This window comes from Microbacterium flavum (assembly GCF_018717645.1).
Classification (GTDB): domain Bacteria; phylum Actinomycetota; class Actinomycetes; order Actinomycetales; family Microbacteriaceae; genus Microbacterium; species Microbacterium flavum.
This window is the reverse complement of the sequence record NZ_JAFLHG010000011.1, coordinates 21,351-39,523: the sequence shown is the minus strand read 5'-3', so window position 1 is coordinate 39,523 and position 18,173 is coordinate 21,351. Positions and strand designations below refer to the sequence as shown.

17 protein-coding genes and 1 tRNA gene are annotated in these 18,173 nt (G+C 70.6%); 5 read left to right on the top strand and 13 right to left on the bottom strand.

Features of this window, described 5'->3' with window-relative positions; all coding sequences use genetic code 11:
• Nucleotides 1-486 (top strand): DUF3515 family protein, encoded by a 486-nt coding sequence (locus tag J0P97_RS11980; RefSeq protein WP_308163558.1) that lies wholly within the window; start codon nt 1-3, stop codon nt 484-486.
• Nucleotides 487-517: 31 nt separating this feature from the next.
• On the opposite strand, the gene J0P97_RS11975 is transcribed toward J0P97_RS11980, so the two are convergent.
• The 7 genes from J0P97_RS11975 to J0P97_RS11945 all read right to left on the bottom strand — a co-directional run bounded on the left by J0P97_RS11975 (nt 518) and on the right by J0P97_RS11945 (nt 8,141).
• A complete protein-coding gene (locus J0P97_RS11975; RefSeq protein ID WP_215488019.1) occupies nt 518-1,600 on the bottom strand; it encodes a D-alanine--D-alanine ligase family protein in 1,083 nt (360 codons plus the stop codon).
• Nucleotides 1,506-2,612, bottom strand: a complete 1,107-nt coding sequence (locus J0P97_RS11970) for an NAD(P)H-dependent glycerol-3-phosphate dehydrogenase (protein WP_215488111.1) — start codon at nt 2,610-2,612, stop codon at nt 1,506-1,508. Before J0P97_RS11970 ends, J0P97_RS11975 begins: the two co-directional genes overlap by 95 nt.
• Before the next feature lie 22 nt (nt 2,613-2,634).
• A complete protein-coding gene (locus J0P97_RS11965; protein WP_372449709.1) occupies nt 2,635-3,408 on the bottom strand; it encodes a lysophospholipid acyltransferase family protein in 774 nt (257 codons plus the stop codon).
• A 3-nt stretch (nt 3,409-3,411) separates the two neighbouring features.
• Nucleotides 3,412-4,782, bottom strand: a complete 1,371-nt coding sequence (gene murA / locus J0P97_RS11960) for a UDP-N-acetylglucosamine 1-carboxyvinyltransferase (RefSeq protein ID WP_215488017.1) — start codon at nt 4,780-4,782, stop codon at nt 3,412-3,414.
• A gap of 70 nt (nt 4,783-4,852) precedes the next feature.
• Nucleotides 4,853-5,449, bottom strand: a complete 597-nt coding sequence (leuD, locus tag J0P97_RS11955; RefSeq protein WP_215488016.1) for a 3-isopropylmalate dehydratase small subunit — start codon at nt 5,447-5,449, stop codon at nt 4,853-4,855.
• Between the two features lie 2 nt (nt 5,450-5,451).
• Nucleotides 5,452-6,891 carry a 3-isopropylmalate dehydratase large subunit gene (leuC, locus tag J0P97_RS11950; RefSeq protein ID WP_215488015.1) on the bottom strand — a complete coding sequence of 480 codons (1,440 nt, stop codon included), beginning with the start codon at nt 6,889-6,891 and terminating at the stop codon, nt 5,452-5,454.
• A 170-nt stretch (nt 6,892-7,061) separates the two neighbouring features.
• Nucleotides 7,062-8,141, bottom strand: coding sequence for a TerC family protein (locus J0P97_RS11945; RefSeq protein WP_215488014.1), 1,080 nt, complete (start codon nt 8,139-8,141; stop codon nt 7,062-7,064).
• A 253-nt stretch (nt 8,142-8,394) separates the two neighbouring features.
• Here J0P97_RS11945 and J0P97_RS11940 point away from each other — a divergent pair, with 253 nt between their 5' ends.
• Both J0P97_RS11940 and J0P97_RS11935 read left to right on the top strand, forming a co-directional pair.
• Nucleotides 8,395-8,955 (top strand): RNA polymerase sigma factor, encoded by a 561-nt coding sequence (locus tag J0P97_RS11940; protein WP_215488013.1) that lies wholly within the window; start codon nt 8,395-8,397, stop codon nt 8,953-8,955.
• 6 nt (nt 8,956-8,961) lie between these two features.
• The gene (locus J0P97_RS11935) at nt 8,962-10,038 is read left to right on the top strand and encodes a DUF4349 domain-containing protein (protein WP_215488012.1); all 1,077 of its coding nucleotides are present in this window, start codon (nt 8,962-8,964) and stop codon (nt 10,036-10,038) included.
• A 59-nt stretch (nt 10,039-10,097) separates the two neighbouring features.
• Here the strand turns inward: J0P97_RS11935 and J0P97_RS11930 are convergent.
• A tRNA-Glu gene (locus J0P97_RS11930) sits at nt 10,098-10,170 on the bottom strand.
• Nucleotides 10,171-10,304: 134 nt separating this feature from the next.
• On the opposite strand from J0P97_RS11930, the gene J0P97_RS11925 reads away from it, so the two are divergent.
• Nucleotides 10,305-10,937 (top strand): MBL fold metallo-hydrolase, encoded by a 633-nt coding sequence (locus tag J0P97_RS11925; protein WP_215488011.1) that lies wholly within the window; start codon nt 10,305-10,307, stop codon nt 10,935-10,937.
• A 56-nt stretch (nt 10,938-10,993) separates the two neighbouring features.
• On the opposite strand, the gene J0P97_RS11920 is transcribed toward J0P97_RS11925, so the two are convergent.
• The 5 genes from J0P97_RS11920 to J0P97_RS11900 form a co-directional block, all read right to left on the bottom strand.
• Entirely contained in the window at nt 10,994-11,266 is a 273-nt protein-coding gene (locus J0P97_RS11920) for an HPr family phosphocarrier protein (RefSeq protein WP_215488010.1), read from the bottom strand.
• A 39-nt stretch (nt 11,267-11,305) separates the two neighbouring features.
• On the bottom strand, nt 11,306-13,345 hold the full coding sequence (locus J0P97_RS11915) for a PTS fructose transporter subunit IIABC (protein ID WP_215488009.1): 2,040 nt from the start codon (nt 13,343-13,345) through the stop codon (nt 11,306-11,308).
• Nucleotides 13,346-13,377: 32 nt separating this feature from the next.
• Nucleotides 13,378-14,328, bottom strand: coding sequence for a 1-phosphofructokinase family hexose kinase (locus J0P97_RS11910; RefSeq protein WP_215488110.1), 951 nt, complete (start codon nt 14,326-14,328; stop codon nt 13,378-13,380).
• Nucleotides 14,325-15,107, bottom strand: coding sequence for a DeoR/GlpR family DNA-binding transcription regulator (locus tag J0P97_RS11905; protein ID WP_215488008.1), 783 nt, complete (start codon nt 15,105-15,107; stop codon nt 14,325-14,327). The genes J0P97_RS11910 and J0P97_RS11905 overlap by 4 nt, the downstream gene beginning before the upstream one ends.
• A gap of 127 nt (nt 15,108-15,234) precedes the next feature.
• Nucleotides 15,235-16,008, bottom strand: coding sequence for a hypothetical protein (locus tag J0P97_RS11900; protein ID WP_215488007.1), 774 nt, complete (start codon nt 16,006-16,008; stop codon nt 15,235-15,237).
• Between the two features lie 125 nt (nt 16,009-16,133).
• Between J0P97_RS11900 and J0P97_RS11895 the strand changes: the two genes are divergently transcribed.
• Nucleotides 16,134-18,167: a DUF262 domain-containing protein gene (locus J0P97_RS11895; RefSeq protein WP_215488006.1), complete on the top strand. Its 2,034-nt coding sequence runs from the start codon at nt 16,134-16,136 to the stop codon at nt 18,165-18,167.
• Nucleotides 18,168-18,173: the final 6 nt, after the last annotated feature.

Below are 18,173 nucleotides of genomic sequence, written 5' to 3'. Positions count from 1 at the left end.
GTGTTCCGCCCGCGCCGCTCCGCATCCGCGCTCACGATCCTGGTCCTTGCGGCCGTCGGGACGGCGGGCCTTCTGACCGGCTGCTCTGGCACGGTGTCGATGACGCCCGCCAAGGGCGCGAACGACCCTGCCTGCGCCGCCGTCACCGTGCGGCTCCCCGATGCCGTGGACGGGCAGCAGCGTCGATGGACCGACGCGCAGGCGACGGCAGCCTGGGGCGACCCGAGCACCGTCCTGCTCACCTGCGGCGTCGCCGAGCCGGGTCCCTCCACGCTGCCGTGCGACACCCGTGCCGGCGTCGATTGGATCATCGACGACACAGATGCCCCGAAGTACCGCTTCACGACGTACGGGCGCACGCCTGCTCTCGAGGTGTACCTCGACTACGACGCGGTCAGCGGATCGCAGGTGCTCACCGACATCGGGACCGCCGTCGGCCAGCTGCCGACGACAGGCGCGGTGTGCACGGAGCGCCCCGCCTCCTGAGGGCGAGGAGCCCCGACGCCCCTCCGGCCGCTCAGTCCTCCCGCGCGAGCTCGATGAGCTCGGTGATGAGGGCGGGGTAGCTCATCCCCGAGGCGATCCAGCACGTCGGGAACATCGAGATGGGCGTGAACCCGGGCATCGTGTTGACCTCGTTGACGAAGAACTCGGTGCCGGTGAAGAAGAAGTCCACGCGGGAGAGTCCCTGACCTCCGACGGCCTCGAACGCGCGCGCGGCGATGCGCTGCATCTCCGCGAGCTCGCCCGCGCCGAGGTCGGCGGGGCAGACCAGGTCGATGCCCGGCGCGCCGAGGTACTTCGCCTCGAAGTCGTAGAAGTCGCGCCCGGTGATGACGATCTCGCCCGCGACGCTCACGCGCGGTGCGGCGCCGCCCCGCCCCTGCAGCACCCCGCATTCGACCTCGCGGCCGCTGACGGCCTGTTCGACGAGGACGGTGCCGTCCTCGGCGAACGCGACGTCGAGCGCGGCATCCAGATCGTCCCACTCGGACACCTTGGAGACGCCGACGCTCGATCCCGCGCGGGCGGGCTTGACGAACACGGGGAGCCCCAGCGAGCGGACCCGGCGCTCCGCGAACGCACGGTCCCGATCGAGGTCTCGCCGGGTGAGGGTCACCCACGGCACGACGGGCACGCCCGCCGCCTTCAGCACCTGCTTGGTCGTGTGCTTGTCCATGCCGATCGCCGACATGAGCAGCCCCGCGCCGACATAGGGCAGGTCGAGGAGCTCGAGGAACCCCTGCACCGTCCCGTCCTCGCCGAACCGGCCGTGGAGGATCGGGAAGACCACGTCGATCTCGCCGAGCGAACGGATGCCGTCCGCATCCGACACGCGCAGCTCCCGGGTCGTGGCCGAATCGGGCCAGAGGATCCTCGTGCCGTTGTCGACGACCTCGGGGAGGTGACCGGGGTCGAGCGCGAACTTGTCCGGATCGTCGTCCTCGAGAACGAACGCACCGTCGCGGGTGATCCCGATCGGCAGGACGTCGAAGCGCTCGCGGTCAATCGCCCGCAGCACTCCCCCGGCCGTTGCGGAGCTGATCGAATGCTCGCTTGAGCGACCGCCGAAGAGCACCGCCACCACCGTCTTGTCCATTCTCGGTCCTCTCGCCCGTGGGCTTGTCGTCGTCCGTCGTCAGGTGCGGGGCGATGTCGCGCGGATTCATCGTGCCGTCGAGCACCATCTTGACCTGCTCGACGATCGGCATCTGCACTCCCGCCGCGCGGGCCAGCTGCAGCACGGGCGCGACGGATGCGAGCCCCTCCGCCGTCTGGTTCATCTGTTTCACGACGTCCTGGAAGCTGTACCCCTGGCCGAGCAGACGCCCGGCGGTGTTGTTGCGGCTGAGAGGCGACTGGCATGTCGCGATGAGGTCGCCGAGGCCGGCCAGACCCTGCAGCGTCTCGGGCTGCGCGCCCTGCGCCACCGCGAAGTCCGTCATCTCAACGAGGCCGCGCGTGATGATGGACGCCTTCGTGTTCTCGCCATAGCCGACACCGTCGACGATGCCGATCGCGACGGCGATCAGGTTCTTCAGCACGCCCCCGAACTCGGTGCCGATCACGTCCGTGTTGACGAATGTCCGGAAGTAGCCGTTGCGCGCGCGCCGAGCGACGGCGTCGGCGGTGTCGCGACTGATCGAGGAGATGACCGCCGCCGTCGGCTGCTCCCGCGCGATCTCGAGCGCGAGGTTCGGCCCGGATGCCACGGCGATCCGCGCGGGGTCGCAGTGCAGCTCCTGCTCGATGACCTGGCTCATGCGCAGACCGGAACGCTTCTCGACGCCCTTCATGAGGGAGACCACCGGGACCTCCCCGTGCGCGAGGAGCGGGCGCACCGCCTTGAGGTTCTGCCGGAGCGCCTGGCTGGAGATCGCGAGGTACACCTGGGAGGCGCCCTCGAGCGCTTCGGAGAGGTGCGACGTGGCCGACATGCTGCGGGGCAGGTTCACACCGGGCAGATACTCGCTGTTGCGGTGCCCCTCCTGGATCTCCTGCGCGAGCTCGGCCCGGCGCGCCCACATCACCACGTGGGCGCCGCCGTCGGCGAGCACCTTGCCGAAGGTGGTCCCCCAGCTCCCGGCGCCGATCACGGCGATGCGCGGCATCCCCGGGTCGACGCGGCGTCCGTCAGTTCTCGGACTCAAGGCGCCCCGTCTCCTTCTGTCCGTGGATGGCGGGGTCCCAGCGCGCAGCCGGCGCGGGCTCGGTGCGCAGGTCCGAGAGAAGACCGGCGATGTCCGCCATCACGACGTCCGTCGCGGCGGTGAGGTTGGTGTTGGTGCGCGGCCCGCCACGGAAGGCGTCGAGATCGACGGCGGGGCCGACGGCCACGCGGACCCGCTTGCGCGGCGGCCACAGGCTGAGCTTGCCGTAGCGCGGCAGGATCCGCTGGACACCCCAGGTGGCCATCGGGATGACGGGAAGGTCGCCGGCGAGGGCGAGGCGGACGGCGCCGGTCTTGCCGCGCATGGGCCACAGGCCCGGGTCGCGGGTGAGCGAGCCCTCCGGGTAGACGATGACGCCGCGGCCGTGGGCGGCGAGATCCTCGGCCTGCACGATCGTCTGCTTCGCGGCGGATGCCGTGGACGCGCGCGCCACCGGGATCATCCCCGTCGCGCGCAGGAGCGCGCCCAGCACCGGGACGCGGAACAGGCTCTCCTTGGCCATGAACCGCGGCGCACGGCCGAGCCGCCACGTCGCGACCGCGACGATGATCGGATCGAACTCGCTGTAGTGGTTCGGGGCGAGGACGTAGGCCCCTTCGGCCGGAAGGTTCTCCCCGCCGACGATCTCGATCTTCGCGATGAGACCCGTCAGCGGCACGACGATCGCCGCAGCCGGCCAGAAGACGCTCGGTCGGCTCTTCTCGGCGGAGGCGCGACGACGCGGTGGCACCGGCACCCCTCAGGCCACGACGTCGAAGTCGGCGCCCACCGCGATGAGCTTGTCGAAGAACTTCTCGTAGCCGCGGCGGATGATCTCGACGCCGCGCACGTGGGAGGTGCCTTCGGCGGCCAGCGCCGCGATGACGTAGCTGTAGCCTCCGCGGAGGTCGGGCACCACGACGTCCGCGCCGTGCAGCGGCGTGGGTCCGGTGATGACGGCGGCCTGCTCCAGCGCCCGACGCGGCACCCGCCGGTCGGGGCTGGCGAGTCCTTCCGAGTGCACGACGATGTCGGCGCCCATCTTGTTGAGCGCCTGGGTGAAGCCGAGACGGTTCTCGTAGACGGTCTCGTGGACGGTCGAGACGCCCTCGGCCTGGGTGAGGGCGACGATGAGCGGCTGCTGCCAGTCGGTCATGAACCCGGGATGCACGTCGGTCTCCACCATCACGGGCCGCAGCGCCCCACCCCGGCGGAAGCGGATGCCGTCCTCGGCGATGTCGAAGTCGCCGCCCGCCTTGCGGAAGACGTTGAGGAAGGTCAGCATCTCCGGCTGCTTCGCGCCGCCGACGAAGATGTCGCCGTCCGTCGCGAGCGCCGCGCAGGCCCAGGAGGCGGCCTCGTTGCGGTCGAAGATGCAGCGGTGGTCGTAGCCGCGCAGGCTGTCGACGCCCTCGATGAAGATGACGCGGTTCGGCTCGTAGGAGATGATCGCGCCCATCTTCTGCAGGACGGCGATGAGATCCATGATCTCGGGCTCGATCGCCGCTCCCCGCAGCTCCGTCGTGCCCTTCGCACGGACCGCGGTGAGCAGGACCTGCTCCGTCGCGCCGACGCTCGGGTAGGGCAGGGTGATGTCGGCGCCGTGCAGACCGTTCGGCGCGGAGAGGCGGATGCCGCTCGGCAGCTTGTCGACCGTCGCCCCGAAGGCGCGCAGCGCGTCGAGGTGGAAATCGATGGGACGGTCGCCGATGCGGCATCCGCCGAGGTCCGGGATGAACGCCTGGCCGAGCAGGTGCAGGAGCGGGCCGCAGAAGAGGATCGGGATGCGCGAGGCGCCGGCGTGCGCGTCGATCTCCTCCATGTGCGCCGAGACCGCGCCGCTCGGGTCCAGTCGCAGCACCCCCTCGCCGTCGTCGTCCACCGTGACACCGTGCACCTCGAGCAGCGAGCGCACGACCTGGACGTCGCTGATGTCCGGGACATCCCGCAGCACGCTCACCGTCTCGCCCAGAAGGGCTGCGACCATCGCCTTGGTGGCGAGGTTCTTCGCCCCCTTGACCTCCACACGTCCCTGAAGGGGCCGCCCGCCACGGATGACGAGGGTGGGGTTCGTCGGCTCGCCGTCGCCGCCGGGCCGCGATGCTGAGGCGTCGCTGAGGAGGGTGTTCATGGGGTGGGACCTCACTTGTCGATCGAGGGCGGGCCGGTCCTGTCCCCGGGTGCGGGGCGACCGGGCTCGGCTAGCGGACGGGGAGCGTCCGTGGCCGCCACGCCTCTCGGCGGGCCTCGAACTGCGCGATGGCATCAGCGCTGCGCAGGGTGAGCCCGATGTCGTCGAGCCCTTCGAGAAGCCGCCACCTAGTGTAATCGTCGATGTCGAACGAGACGCGGAGATCCCCCAGCTGCGCCGTGCGCTCGACGAGATCGACGGTCATCTCGACCCCGGGCTGCGCCTGGATCGCCGCCCACAGCGCTTCGACGTCATCCTCGGAGACGACCCCCGTCACCAGGCCCTGCTTGCCCGCGTTCCCGCGGAAGATGTCCGCGAACTTCGGGCTGAGGACGACGCGGAAGCCGTAGTCGCGGAGCGCCCACACGGCGTGCTCGCGACTCGAGCCGGTGCCGAAGTCGGGGCCGGCGACGAGGACGGATGCCCCGGCGTAGGCCGGCCGGTTGAGCACGAACTCGGGGTCCTGACGCCAGTTCGCGAACAGCGCGTCCTCGAACCCGGTCTTGGTCACCCGCTTGAGGTAGACGGCGGGGATGATCTGGTCGGTGTCGACCGCCGACCGTGTCAGCGGCGCGGCGACACCCGTGTGCGTCGTGAACTTGTCCATGATCAGGCCTCCACTCGTGCGGGCAGATCGCTCGGGCTCGCGAGGCGCCCGAGGACGGCGGTGGCGGCGGCGACCAGCGGCGAGACCAGGTGCGTGCGGCCGCCCTTGCCCTGACGACCCTCGAAGTTGCGGTTGCTCGTCGACGCGCACCGCTCGCCGGGAGCCAGCTGGTCGGGATTCATGCCGAGGCACATCGAGCACCCGGCGAACCGCCACTCGGCACCGAAATCAGTGAACACCCGGTCGAGGCCCTCCGCCTCGGCTTCCAGGCGCACGCGCGCCGAGCCCGGGACGACCATCACCCGGACGCTGTCCGCCTTCTGACGGCCTTCGATCACGGAGGCGAAGGCGCGGAGGTCCTCGATACGGCTGTTGGTGCACGAGCCCATGAACACGGCATCCACGGGCACGTCCTTCATCGGCGTGCCGGCGACGAGGTCCATGTACTCGAGGGCGCGCTCGGCGGCGGCCCGATCGTTGGCGTCGGGGAAGGATGCCGGGTCGGGCACGACATCGCTCAGCGAGACACCCTGCCCGGGGTTCGTGCCCCACGTGACGAACGGCTCGAGCTCGGCGGCGTCGAGGAACACCTCGGCGTCGTAGACCGCGCCTTCGTCGGAGGGAAGCGTGCGCCAGTACGTGACGGCATCCTCCCAGTCCTGACCGGTGGGCGCGTGCGGCCGGCCCTTGACATAGTCGAACGTGATGTCGTCGGGCGCGACCATTCCGGCGCGGGCGCCCGCTTCGATCGACATGTTGCACATCGTCATGCGCCCCTCCATCGAGAGGGAGCGGATCGCGCTGCCGCGGAACTCGAGCACGTAGCCCTGGCCGCCGTTGGCGCCGATCTTCGCGATGATCGCGAGCACGACGTCCTTCGCGGTGACGCCCGGCTTCAGCTCGCCCTCGACGGTGATCGCCATCGTCTTGAAGGGCTTGAGCGGCAGGGTCTGCGTCGCGAGGACGTGCTCGACCTCGCTCGTGCCGATGCCGAACGCCATCGACCCGAACGCACCGTGCGTGGAGGTGTGGGAGTCGCCGCAGACGACGGTGATCCCGGGCATCGTGAGCCCCAGCTGCGGACCGACGACGTGCACGATGCCCTGCTCCTTGTCGCCGAGGGAGTGCAGGCGCACGCCGAACTCGGCGGCGTTGCGACGCAGGGTCTCGATCTGCGTCCGGCTCGTGAGGTCGGCGATCGGCTTGTCGATCTCGAGCGTCGGCGTGTTGTGGTCCTCCGTCGCGATCGTCAGGTCGAGACGCCGGACGGGGCGTCCCTCGGCGCGCAGGCCGTCGAACGCCTGCGGGGAGGTGACCTCGTGCACGAGGTGAAGGTCGATGTAGATGAGGTCGGGTTCGCCGTTCTCGCCCTTGACGACGAGATGGTCGTCCCAGAGCTTCTCGGCGAGGGTACGCGGGCGATCCGGAATCGAAGTGGTCATGTCTGTCTCGTTCTCCAGCTAGCGGGTGAGGCCCAGCACGGACTCCGCGACGAGAGAGGGCTCAGAACGAGGTCTCGTCGCGGCCGCTAAGGAGGAGGCGAGCGATCCGCACGGGGTGAGCCTACCACCGCTGTCCCATCGCTCCCCCGGGCGCCGCTCCGGCGCGCCGGTCAGCGCGCGTCGGGTCCGTCGACGCTCGGCGGCGTCCCCTTCTCCTCCGCGACGGCGTCGGCCGCCGCGACAGGGGTCTCGCCGTGGTCGGTGACGGGGGCGGCGCGGCGCTCCCGCGATGAGGCGAGCAGACTCGCGACCGTCGCCACGACCATCGAGACGATGATGACGCCGAGCGAGGCCCACGTCGAGATCTCCGGAGCCCAGTCGATGTGCTCGCCGCCGTTGATGAACGGAAGCTCGTTCACGTGCATGGCGTGGAGGAAGAGCTTCACGCCGATGAAGGCGAGGATGAAGGCGATGCCGTAGTGGAGGTACTTCAGGCGCTCGAGCAGATCGCCGAGCAGGAAGTAGAGCTGCCGGAGCCCCATGAGGGCGAACAGGTTCGCGGTGAAGACGATGAACGGGCTCTGGGTGATCCCGAAGATGGCGGGGATCGAGTCGATCGCGAACAGCAGATCGGTCACGCCGATCGCGGCGAAGACGATGATCATCGGCGTGAAGATCTTCTTGCCGTTCACGACCGTGCGCACCTTGGCGCCGTCGTAGTGGTCGCTGATGTCGACCATGCGGCGCAGCGTCCGCACGATGAACGACTCCTGCTTCACGTCGTCGTCGTGGTCGCCCCCCGGGAAGGCCTGGCGCCACGCGGTCCAGATGAGGAATGCGCCGAAGAGGTAGAAGACGAAGCTGAACTGTTCGATGATCGCCGCCCCGGCGAGGATGAACAGCCCGCGCAGGACCAGCGCGATGATGATCCCCACCATGAGGACTTCCTGCTGGTACCGGCGCGGAACGGCGAACTGCGCCATGATCAGCACGAAGACGAAGAGGTTGTCGATCGAGAGGCTGTACTCCGTCAGCCACCCGGCGATGAACTGGCCGGCGAATTCCTGACCCGCGAACGCCCAGAGGAGCCCTGCGAAGATGAGCGCGAGCGTCACGTAGAAGACGACCCACAGCGTCGACTCACGCGTGGACGGGATGTGCGGTCGCTTGAGGATGAGCAGCAGATCGCCGACGAGGATGAGGACGAGGACGACGAGTGAGCCGACTTCGAACCAGACGGGAAGCTCCATGCGGGCCTTTCGGAGGGGACGGATGACGTCGAAAGTCTCTCCCCCGCGCCGGACCGGTGCTCTCGGTCGGGTGCGGCGCGCGCCCGGGGCCCCACCGACGGAGCCCGTATTGACGGGACACGCGAGGCGGGATACTCCCTCTCGCTCGCTCCACATTACAGGCACCGCGGGTGGCGCACCGGCGTGATCGATGCCGATCTGAGACGCACGCCCCGCCTCCGACACTGACAGGGTGGGAACAGATGAGGAGACCATGACCGATCGACCATCCCCGCGCGACGCGGAGCTCGTCGCGGCCGCGGCCGGCGGAAGCGATGCGGCGTTCCGCACGCTCTACCGCGCCTACGCCCGCCCCGTGTACTGGCTCGCCCACTCCCTCGTCGGAAGCGCGGCCGACGCGGAGGACGTCCTGCAGGAGACCTTCCTGGCCGCGTGGCGGAAGCTCCCGGGTCTCGAGCTGGCCGGGGACTCGCTCCTGCCGTGGCTCGTGACGATCTGCCGCTTCCAGTGCGCGAATCGCATCCGACGTCAGCAGCGCGACCGCACGCATACCGCCGCCGCCGTCGACGAGGCGCTGCCGGCGACGGTCGACGTGGAGCAGCAGGTCATGGATGCCGCATTGGTGGAGCGGGTCATCGCCGAGGTGGGGACCCTGTCGCCCCTCGACCAGGACATCTTCCGCCTGTGCGCCGAGCAGGGCTACGCCTACGCCGCGGCGGCGGCGGAGCTCGGCGTCTCGCACGCGGTCGTCCGCAACCGTCTGTCCCGCATCCGCACACGACTGCGCGGCTCCATCGCCGCAGAGAGGGCCTGAACGGTCATGGACACCAGGGACGTCACGCTGCCGGAGATCGGCGACGACCGACTCGAGGAGATCGAGACGACGCTGTTCGCGCGGATCGCCGTGGAGCGCACCGACGCGGCGGTCGCCGCTGCACAGACGGCGGCGCAGGATGCCGAGCGAGCCCGTGCGCGCGCCGTCCGGCGCGGGCGGGTCTGGATGGGCGCCGCGGCCGCCGCGGCGTTCGTCGCGGTCGCCGCGGTCATCGCGCCCCAGCTGGCCGGCGGCGCGGCATCGACGTCATCGGTCGTCACGGCCGATCAGCCCGCATCCGCGCAGCCGCCGAGCCTGGAGGGCGACGCCGTCACGCTCGATGGACGCTCCTTCGGCGGCGCGGACGCCGGCGGCTCGGCGGATGTCTCAGGCTCCTCGACCGATCAGAGCCGCGAGGTCGTCGCCACCGGGTCGGCAAGCGTCGTCGCGGACGACCTGCGGGCGGCGATCGACCGTCTCACGGCCGAGGCGGAGTCAGCGGGCGGGTACGTCGAGTCGGTGAGCCTCGGCGAGGGTGCGGGCACCGCGTGGATCACGGTGCGCATCCCCGCCGACACGCTCACCGCGACGATCGCGGGCCTTTCCGATCTGGGCGAGGTCACGGACACGCGGGTCGACCGTCGCGACGTGACGACCGAGACGGTCGACCTGCGCGCGCGCGTGGCGTCGCTCGAGACCTCCGTCGCGCGCCTGCAGGACCTGCTCGCGCAGTCCGCGTCGACGAGCGACCTCATCGCCGCCGAGTCGGCGCTCGCGGAGCGTCAGGGCGAGCTCGACTCGCTGCGTCAGCAGCTGACGTGGCTCGACGGTCAGGTGCAGATGTCGAGTCTCACCGTGTCGGTGTCCGAGCCCGCCCCGCCGGAGGCGCTGAACCCGCGCGGATTCGGCGATGGTCTCGCCGCGGGGTGGAACGGTCTCGTCGCGACGCTCGGCGGTCTCGTCGTCGCCGTCGGATTCCTGATCCCCTGGGTCGCCGTCCTCGCCGTGATCGGGCTCCTCGGATGGGGCGTGCGGGGCCTGGTGCGGCGGCGCGGAGCGCGCTCGGAGCACACGGAGGAGTAGCGCCACGACGCACGAACGACGAAAGCCCGGTCCGATCGGACCGGGCTTTCGTTCTTCGGTGACCCCAGCGGGATTCGAACCCGCGTTACCGCCGTGAGAGGGCGGCGTACTAGGCCGCTATACGATGGGGCCTCACCGTCGTCGCCGTCTCCTTCGCGGATCAGGCAACCGTTCGATTATGCCATGCTCCACGGGCGTGGGACAAATCGCGCCCCGCCCCTGCGCCGGGGCTTGCCCGCATCCCTTCCCCGGCGTTGACTGGGGGCATGCGCATCACCAAGCACGAACATGCCTGCCTCCGTCTCGAGCTCGACGGGCACCAGCTCGTGATCGATCCCGGCTCGTTCACGCTGCCGCAGACCGACCTGCACGGCCTGGCCGCCGTGGTGCTCACCCATGAGCACCCCGACCACTGGACGCCCGAGCACCTCGAGCGACTCCGTCGCGATGCGCCCGGCGTCCCCGTCTACGGCCCCGCCGGCGTCGCCGCCGCCGGGGCGGACGTCATCGTCGTCGCTCCGGGCGACACCGTGACGGCGGGCCCGTTCACGATGACCTTCCACGGCGGCCGGCACAGCGTCATCCACTCGTCGATCCCCGTCGTGGAGAACGTCGGGGTCCTCGTCAACGACGCGTTCTACTACCCCGGAGACTCCTACGCCGTCCCCGCGCACGCCGACGTCGAGATGCTCGCGGCCCCGATCGGCGCCCCGTGGCTGAAGATCGGCGACGCGATGGACTTCGTGCTCGCGGTGAAGCCCCGGCGCGCGTTCGGCACCCACGACATGACGCTGTCGCGCGCGGGTCTGGAGATGCACCGCGCCCGCCTGACCTGGGCGACGGAGCAGGGTGGCGGGGAGTTCCTGACGCTCGATCCCGGCGAGTCGTACGAGATGTGAGACGACGGATGCCGCGACCCCGAGAAGGGGCCGCGGCATCCGTCATCTGTCGAGGCTCAGGCCTCGGCGTCGTGATCCGTCTCCAGGAAGGTCACGAGGCCGTCGAGCGCCGCGTCGGCGCCGTCGCCCTCAGCCTTCAGGGTGACGACCGTGCCCTGGGTCGCACCCAGACCCATGAGGGTGAGGATGCTGCCGGCGTTGAGGTCCGGGCCGCCCTCCGCCGCGATCGTGACGGGGATGCCGGTCTGCTGCACCGCCTGCACGAAGAGCTTCGCGGGGCGGGCATGCAGGCCCGAGCTGCTGGCGACGGTGGCCTGGCGTTCTGCCATGGGGTCCTCCTGTGTCGTGGATGGATCGTCTTTCCGAGACTAGGCGGTCGCGACCGCCTCCGGAACACCTTCCGAGCCGGAGGTAACGGCATCCACGGGCCGCCGGTGCGCGAACTTCTTCAGCGCGACGACGGAGAACGCGGAGACGACGACGCCGGCGGCGATCGCGATCAGCCACAGCCAGAAGCTGTCGATCGCGAAGAAGACGAACACGCCGCCGTGCGGCGCCTTGCTCGTCACCGAGAACGCCATCGAGAGCGCGCCGGTGACGGCACCGCCCACCATCATCGCGGGCACGACGCGGAAGACGTCGGCGGCGGCGAACGGGATCGCGCCCTCGGTGATGAACGCCGCGCCGAGGAGCCACGCCGCCTTGCCGTTCTCGCGCTCCGGCTCCGTGAACAGGTTCCGTCCGAGGACGGTGGATGCCAGGGCCATCGCGAGCGGGGGCACCATTCCCGCGGCCATGACCGCGGCCATGATCTGCAGGTAGCGCTCGTCGCCGGCGATCCCCGCGGCGAGGTTCGCGGTCGCGAAGGCGTAGGCCACCTTGTTGACCGGTCCGCCCAGGTCGAAGCACATCATGAGGCCGAGGATGATCCCGAGGATGATGACGCCCGCGCCCGTGAGCCCGGCGAGCCAGTTGTTCAGGGCCTGGGTCAGCCACGCGATCGGGCCGCCCAGCACGAGGATCATGAGACCGGAGGCGAAGATCGAGCCGAGGAGCGGGATGATCACGACGGGCATGAGACCCCGCAGCCAGCGCGGCACGTCCCAGGTGTTGATCCACCACGCGGCGAGACCGGCCAGCAGACCGCCGACGATGCCGCCGAGGAAGCCGGCGCCCATGAAGGATGCCACGGCACCCGCCACGAAACCGGGCGCGATACCGGGGCGGTCCGCGAGGCCGTAGGCGATGTATCCGGCCAGAGCAGGAACGAGGAAGCCGAACGACAGCCCGCCGATCTTGAACAGGACGGCGCCGATGTAGATGTTCAGCGGAGTGTCGCCGAGGTTCCAGATGGTGGATGCCGCGAGCACCTTGTCGACGTTGAAGGCGATCTCGTAGCCGCCGAAGAGGAAGCCGAGGGCGATCAGGAGACCACCGCCGGCGACGAAGGGGATCATGTAGCTGACGCCGGTGAGGAGAGAGCGCTTCACAGCGCTGCCGACCGAACCGCCGCCGGACTCCGAGCGCTCGGCGGCGGCCGTGTCGGCGTTGCCGCTGACACGGGGTGCGAGCGGGTTGCCCACCGCGGCGACGGCTTCGTCGATCAGGACCGCCGGCTGCTCGATGCCCTTCTTGACGGGAACCCGGACGACCGGCTTGCCCGCGAAGCGCTGCTGGTCGCGGACGTCGACGTCGACCGCGAAGATCACGGCATCCGCATCGTCGATGATCTGCTGCGGGAGGGCCTTGTATCCCGAGGACCCCTGCGGCTCGACGATGAGGTCGATGCCCGCCTTCTTGCCCGCGGCGGTGAGCGCGTCGGCGGCCATGAAGGTGTGGGCGATGCCGGTGGCGCAGGCGGTCACGGCGACGATCCGCGCGGGGCGGCCGTCGACGACGAGGTCCGTCGCGGATGCCGCGGCGGCGGCCGCGGGCGCCGGGGCGGCGGCCCGGGGCGCGTCGGAGACGGCGTCGTTCACGAGCGCGACGATCTCCTCCGGCGTGGCGGCGGCGCGGAGCCCGGCGGTGAAGTCCTCACGGATGAACGCGCGCGCGAGGCGCGACAGGACGGCGAGGTGCTCTTCGGCGGCCGTCGCAGGCGCGGCGATGAGGAACACCAGGTCGGCGGGGCCGTCGTCGGCGCCGAAGTCCACACCGGGCTTCAGCCGCGCGAAGGCCAGCGTCGCCTGCGTCACCGCCGGGCTCTTGGCGTGCGGGATGGCGATGCCGCCGGGCAGTCCCGTCTCGTCGGTCTGCTCGCGCTTCCAGGCGTCGGCGGCCAGGGCAGCGGAGTCCGTCGCGCGACCGGCGGCGGTCACGCGTGCGGCGAGAGCGTCGATGACCGCTCTCTTGTCTGTGCCGAGCGGCTCGTCGAGACTGACGAGCGCCGGCGTGATGATGTCGGACACGGTGACCTCCAGTGGTCTGTCTCGGATCGGGGTTAGGGGTGGTCGAGGGCCCTCACCGGCACGTCGCCGGGGAGGAGATCGGTGGGAGTGGGAGCCTGGGTGCCCGGGAGCGCGGCGGCCGCGGAGCCGTAGCGGATGCCGCTGCGCAGGCACTCCTCGGGGCCCGCCCCCCGCTCTTCGGCGATCAGGAAGCCGGCGAGGGAGCTGTCGCCCGCGCCGACGGTGCTGCGCACGCGCGTGGGCGGCGGGGTGCCGTGCCAGGCGCCGTCTGCGGTGACGAGGACGGCGCCGTCGCCGCCGAGGGTCACGAAGGCGCTGCCCACGCGGGCGGGCACGAGTCGCGTGGCGATCGCCGCCACCTGCTCGGGCAGTGGCGCACCGGGGTCCAGGGTGACGCCCGCGAGCTCGGCGAGCTCGTCCTCGTTGGGCTTGATGAGATCCGGTGCGCCCGACTCGACGGCCGCGCGCAGAGCAGCCCCCGAGGTGTCCACCGCGATGCGCGGGGCGGGCGCGCCCGCGGCGCGGACCGCGCGGATGACATCCACGTAGAAGCTCTCGGACAGGCCCGGGGGGATGGAACCGGCGAGCACGAGCCAGCGCGCACCCGCGCAGGCCGCGACGACCGCGTCGATGAGCGCGGCCGCATCCTCGGCGGTCCGGGTGACGCCGGGCAGGTTGATCTTGGTGGTGACCCCTTCGGGGTCGGCGATGGTGAGGTTGGCGCGCGCCGCGCCGTGCACGGCGACGGGAGCGGCGGTGACCCCCGCCGCGCGGAGGGCGACGGCGAACGGGTCCTCGGGGTCCAGCGGCAGGACGGCCCGGCTCTCGACGCCGGAGCCGCGGAGGACGCGGGTGACGTTGATGCCCTTGCCCCCGGCATCCTCGCGGACATCGGATGCCGTCTGGACGGCGCCCAGGCGCAGCGTGCCCTGCAGTGTGACGGTCCGGTCGAGGGACGGGTTGGCGGTCAGCGTGACGATCATGGCGTCCACACCTCGACTTCTGCATCGGTGAAAGCGGTGGCGAGCAGCCCGCGGGGCGGGGCATCGGCGACGACGATGTCCACATCGTCGAGCGCGCCGAAGGAGACGAGGAGTTCCGCGTCGAATTTCTCCGCATCGGACACGACGACGGTGCGGCGTGCAGCGGCGATGACGGCGCGCTTGACGGCGGCCTCATCCGGATCCGGGGTGCTCAACCCGAACGAGGCGGAGATTCCGTTCGCACCGATGAAGGCGAGGTCCGGGCGCAGGCGCGAGATCGCATCGACGGTCTGGGCGCCCACCGCCGCGGCGGTGAGGCCCCGGACGCGCCCGCCGATCGCCGTGAGGCTGAGGCCGGGGGCGCCGGCGAGCATGTGCGCGATCGTCATCGAGTGCGTGACGACCTCCACCGGCACGAGGCTCGCGGGGCGCTGCGCGAACAGCGTCGCGACCTCCGCGGTGGTCGTGCCGGCGTCGAGGTAGACCGAGCCTTCGAAGTCGGCGGGCATGGCGTCCATGGCGCGACGGGCGATGGCGATCTTGGCATCGCCGCGGCGCGTGGTGCGCTCGGCGAGGGAGCTCTCCGCGGTGCTCACGCGTGATCGGGAGACGGCGCCGCCGTGCACGCGACGGACGAGTCCGGAGGTTTCGAGCTGGTCCAGATCGCGACGCACCGTCTCGGTCGTGACACCGAAGCGACGGGCGAGCTCGACGACCACGACGCGACCCTCGGTCACGATCAGGTTCTCGATGAGCTGCTGCCGCTCCGTCGCGTACATCTGTGTCCTCCCTCAGACATCCACAGATTACAACACAAACACAGACGTAACAAGGATCGGGGCCGGAAATAAGCGACGAAGAGCCCCGGCCATGACGGCCGGGGCTCTTCGCGGGGGGGAGGGAGGCTCAGGCCTCGCTCATGGCGTTGACCTCGCGCTGACCGCGGGCCGCCAGCGCGGCCGCGCGCGCGGCGATGCGGCGCGTCTGCTCAGCCTGCCCGGCATCGAGGATCTCCTGGTCGACCTCGACCGAGTCGACCGTGCCGACCCCGTTGTACTTCGCGATGTAGGCGTCGAGCTCGGGACCCGACTCCCACGACGTGATGAGGCAGTACCGCGGCTCGGTGCCGAGGTGGGTCGCCGCGTGCCACAGCCGCTGGGTGTCGATGACGAGCTGGGCACCGGCGGGGAGCGCGATGCGCGTCTCCTCGCTCGGGTCGGTGCGGTTCTCCCGCAGCACGAAGAAGCTGTCCTTGTCGTCCGTGAGGTTGAAGAACGAGCGCACGACCCAGCCGGTCCCGTCCGGGTTCAGGCGGTTGTTGTCGTCCTGGTGGAGGTTGTAGAGGCACTCCGCGTACGTGGTCGGCTGCAGCTCGATGATGCGGCAGCGGCCGACGTTCGCGCCCGGCTCGAGCGCGCGCTCGGTGAGGGTCGGAGCGATGGCCGTCTGCGCGTCGATCCAGACGCCGTCCTTGTCGGTGCGCGGCGGCTTGTGATTCCAGAAGCCGTTGCACTCGATCTCACCCTTGGCCGAGGCCAGCGGGGCGAAACGCGTGTCGCCGGAGCTCTTCCAGTCGACGTACTCCAGGTCCATCCATTCCTTCGGATCGATCTGCTTGCCGTAGCGGTCGAGGACGACGTAGCCGGTCTCCTCGAGAGCGGCGCTCTTGATGTATGCCATGGCGGATCATGCCCTTTCTGTCGGTCCAGCGAAGTTTTTACAGTCCCGACCGATCCAGCCTACCGAGCGCTCCTGAGGACGCGAATAGACTCGTCGGAGGGCTACGAGGAGCGTTTTCGAAGAGTATGAGCATTGCCAGTCGCGTCACCGCAGCGAACGTCGAAGCCATCGCCGTCGGCACGATCGGCTGGCTCGCGGCATCCGACACGACCATCGTCGTCCCGGTCTATCAGCGCCAGTACCGCTGGGACATCGGCGCCTGCGAGCAGCTGCTGAACGACGTGCGCGCCGTCTCCCGGACGGATGCCTCCGACACCCACTTCATCGGCTCGATCCTCTCCACCGCGGCCGTCTCGGACGAGGACGGCGATCACCTCGTTCTCATCGACGGACAGCAGCGCCTGACGACCCTCATGCTGCTCGTCGCCGCCCTCCACCACACCCTGCGCGACGAGGACCCGGCCCTCGCGGGCGAGCTTCGCCACGTGCTCGTGCACCCCGGGGACGGGCGTCGGACGAAGCTGCGGCCGCACCGGGCGTGGGCGGAGGTCTTCGAGAGCGTCGTCCTGGAACGCCCCTCCCCCGGCGACGCGGACCGCTCCTCCCGCTTCGACGACAACTACGCCTTCTTCCGCAGCCAGATCCGCCCCGGCGAGGCCGCCGACATCTGGCGCGGGCTCACGAAGCTCGAGCACGTCTCGATCAGCCTCGGGCCCGGTGCCAACGCGCAGCAGACCTTCGAGAGTCTGAACTCCACCGGCGAGCCGCTGCGCGATCACGAGCTCATCCACAACTACGTGCTGATGGGCCTGACCCACGCGCAGCAGAGCGAGATCGAGAACGAGTACTGGATCCCGATCGAGCGCGCGACCGGAGAGCAGATCGGCTCCTTCTGGCGCCACTACCTCGTCATGCTGACCGGGCGGGAGGTCACGATCGCGGGAGGCCGCGGCGTCTACGACACCTTCCGCACCGAGTTCCCCCGCCTCGACCTCGGCACTCTGCGTGAGCGCGCCGCGCACTGGCGGGCGTTCGCCGAGATCTACGGCCTGCTGCTGGACCCGCGGGGCATCCCGGACGCCGGGATCGCGCGCCACGTCGCGTACCTGGGGACCTTCGGGCGGGGCATGTCCCCCCTCGCGATGCGCCTGTACGGCGAGTATGCGGACGGCGACCTCGCCCGCGGCGACCTGATCGCCTCGCTCGAGCACCTGCAGTCGCTGCTCCTGCGGCGCACCGTCGCGGGCATCTCGACCGAGCGGCTCGTGGCACGGCTGTGCCGGGCGGCCGAGGACGGTCGCGCGGCGCTCGTGCACGCGATCGCGCGCATCACCCCGTCCGACGAGCGCACGCGCGTCGGACTGAAGTACGCCGAGCTGCCGCACGCGCACTACGTCCTCGGCCGGCTCGCGGGCGTCGATCCCACCGAGCTCGAGCTCGACCACATCACGCCGCTCGCCCCCGCGGACGACTGGACCCCCGATGGCGCACGCCGCTGGGCGGACCTCTCCGAGGACGAGCAGAACAGCTTCCGCGCGCTCACGCAGACCCTCGGCAACCTGACGCTGCTCGAGCCCGCGCTCGCCGAGCGGGCGTTCGACGCGCCCTTCCCCCTCGCGCGCGAGACCTACGGGCGCAGCACGGTCGCGATCACGAGCGAGATCGCGCGCACGGATGCCTGGAGCACGGCGGCGATCTCGGCACGGACCGCGGACCTCACCGATCTCTTCCTCGAGGTGTGGCGCCGGCCCGTCGTCGTCGGCATCGATGACGACGACCTCACCCCGATCCTCGACGCCAGGAAGCGCCGCGGATGGCCGCGCGGGTGGGAGCGCGAATTCGACTACGTGGAGTTCCGCGGGGAGCACTGGGAGGTCCCCGACGTGCGGTACCTCTTCAACCGCATCTTCCGGAGGCTCTGGACCGAGTCCGACCACTCCCGCCAGAGCGTCCTCGACTTCAGCGCGCGGCGCGGGGGCCCGATCTACCCGGCGATGGCCTGGAACGGCCAATGGGACGAGATCGCGCCGGGGCACTACCTCTACATGGGGTGGGATTCGAAGTACATGCTCTCCGCCGTGCAGGGCGTCCTGGACGAGGCCGGCTGGGCGAGCGAGGTGTTCGTCAAGTACTCGTACATCGGCGACGCGATGCGCTGATCGGGT

Excerpts from the sequence above, each read along its gene's own strand:
- J0P97_RS11935 (WP_215488012.1), top strand. The coding sequence starts at position 8,962 with ATGGACACCAGGGACGTCACGCTGCCGGAGATCGGCGACGACCGACTC.
- J0P97_RS11910 (WP_215488110.1), bottom strand. The coding sequence starts at position 14,328 with ATGATCGTCACGCTGACCGCCAACCCGTCCCTCGACCGGACCGTCACA.
- J0P97_RS11940 (WP_215488013.1), top strand. The coding sequence starts at position 8,395 with ATGACCGATCGACCATCCCCGCGCGACGCGGAGCTCGTCGCGGCCGCG.
- J0P97_RS11900 (WP_215488007.1), bottom strand. The coding sequence starts at position 16,008 with ATGGCATACATCAAGAGCGCCGCTCTCGAGGAGACCGGCTACGTCGTC.
- leuC (WP_215488015.1), bottom strand. The coding sequence starts at position 6,891 with ATGACCACTTCGATTCCGGATCGCCCGCGTACCCTCGCCGAGAAGCTC.
- J0P97_RS11905 (WP_215488008.1), bottom strand. The coding sequence starts at position 15,107 with ATGTACGCGACGGAGCGGCAGCAGCTCATCGAGAACCTGATCGTGACC.
- J0P97_RS11945 (WP_215488014.1), bottom strand. The coding sequence starts at position 8,141 with ATGGAGCTTCCCGTCTGGTTCGAAGTCGGCTCACTCGTCGTCCTCGTC.
- J0P97_RS11975 (WP_215488019.1), bottom strand. The coding sequence starts at position 1,600 with ATGGACAAGACGGTGGTGGCGGTGCTCTTCGGCGGTCGCTCAAGCGAG.
- J0P97_RS11920 (WP_215488010.1), bottom strand. The coding sequence starts at position 11,266 with ATGGCAGAACGCCAGGCCACCGTCGCCAGCAGCTCGGGCCTGCATGCC.
- J0P97_RS11895 (WP_215488006.1), top strand. The coding sequence starts at position 16,134 with ATGAGCATTGCCAGTCGCGTCACCGCAGCGAACGTCGAAGCCATCGCC.
- J0P97_RS11925 (WP_215488011.1), top strand. The coding sequence starts at position 10,305 with ATGCGCATCACCAAGCACGAACATGCCTGCCTCCGTCTCGAGCTCGAC.
- leuD (WP_215488016.1), bottom strand. The coding sequence starts at position 5,449 with ATGGACAAGTTCACGACGCACACGGGTGTCGCCGCGCCGCTGACACGG.
- J0P97_RS11970 (WP_215488111.1), bottom strand. The coding sequence starts at position 2,612 with ATGCCGCGCATCGCCGTGATCGGCGCCGGGAGCTGGGGGACCACCTTC.
- murA (WP_215488017.1), bottom strand. The coding sequence starts at position 4,782 with ATGAACACCCTCCTCAGCGACGCCTCAGCATCGCGGCCCGGCGGCGAC.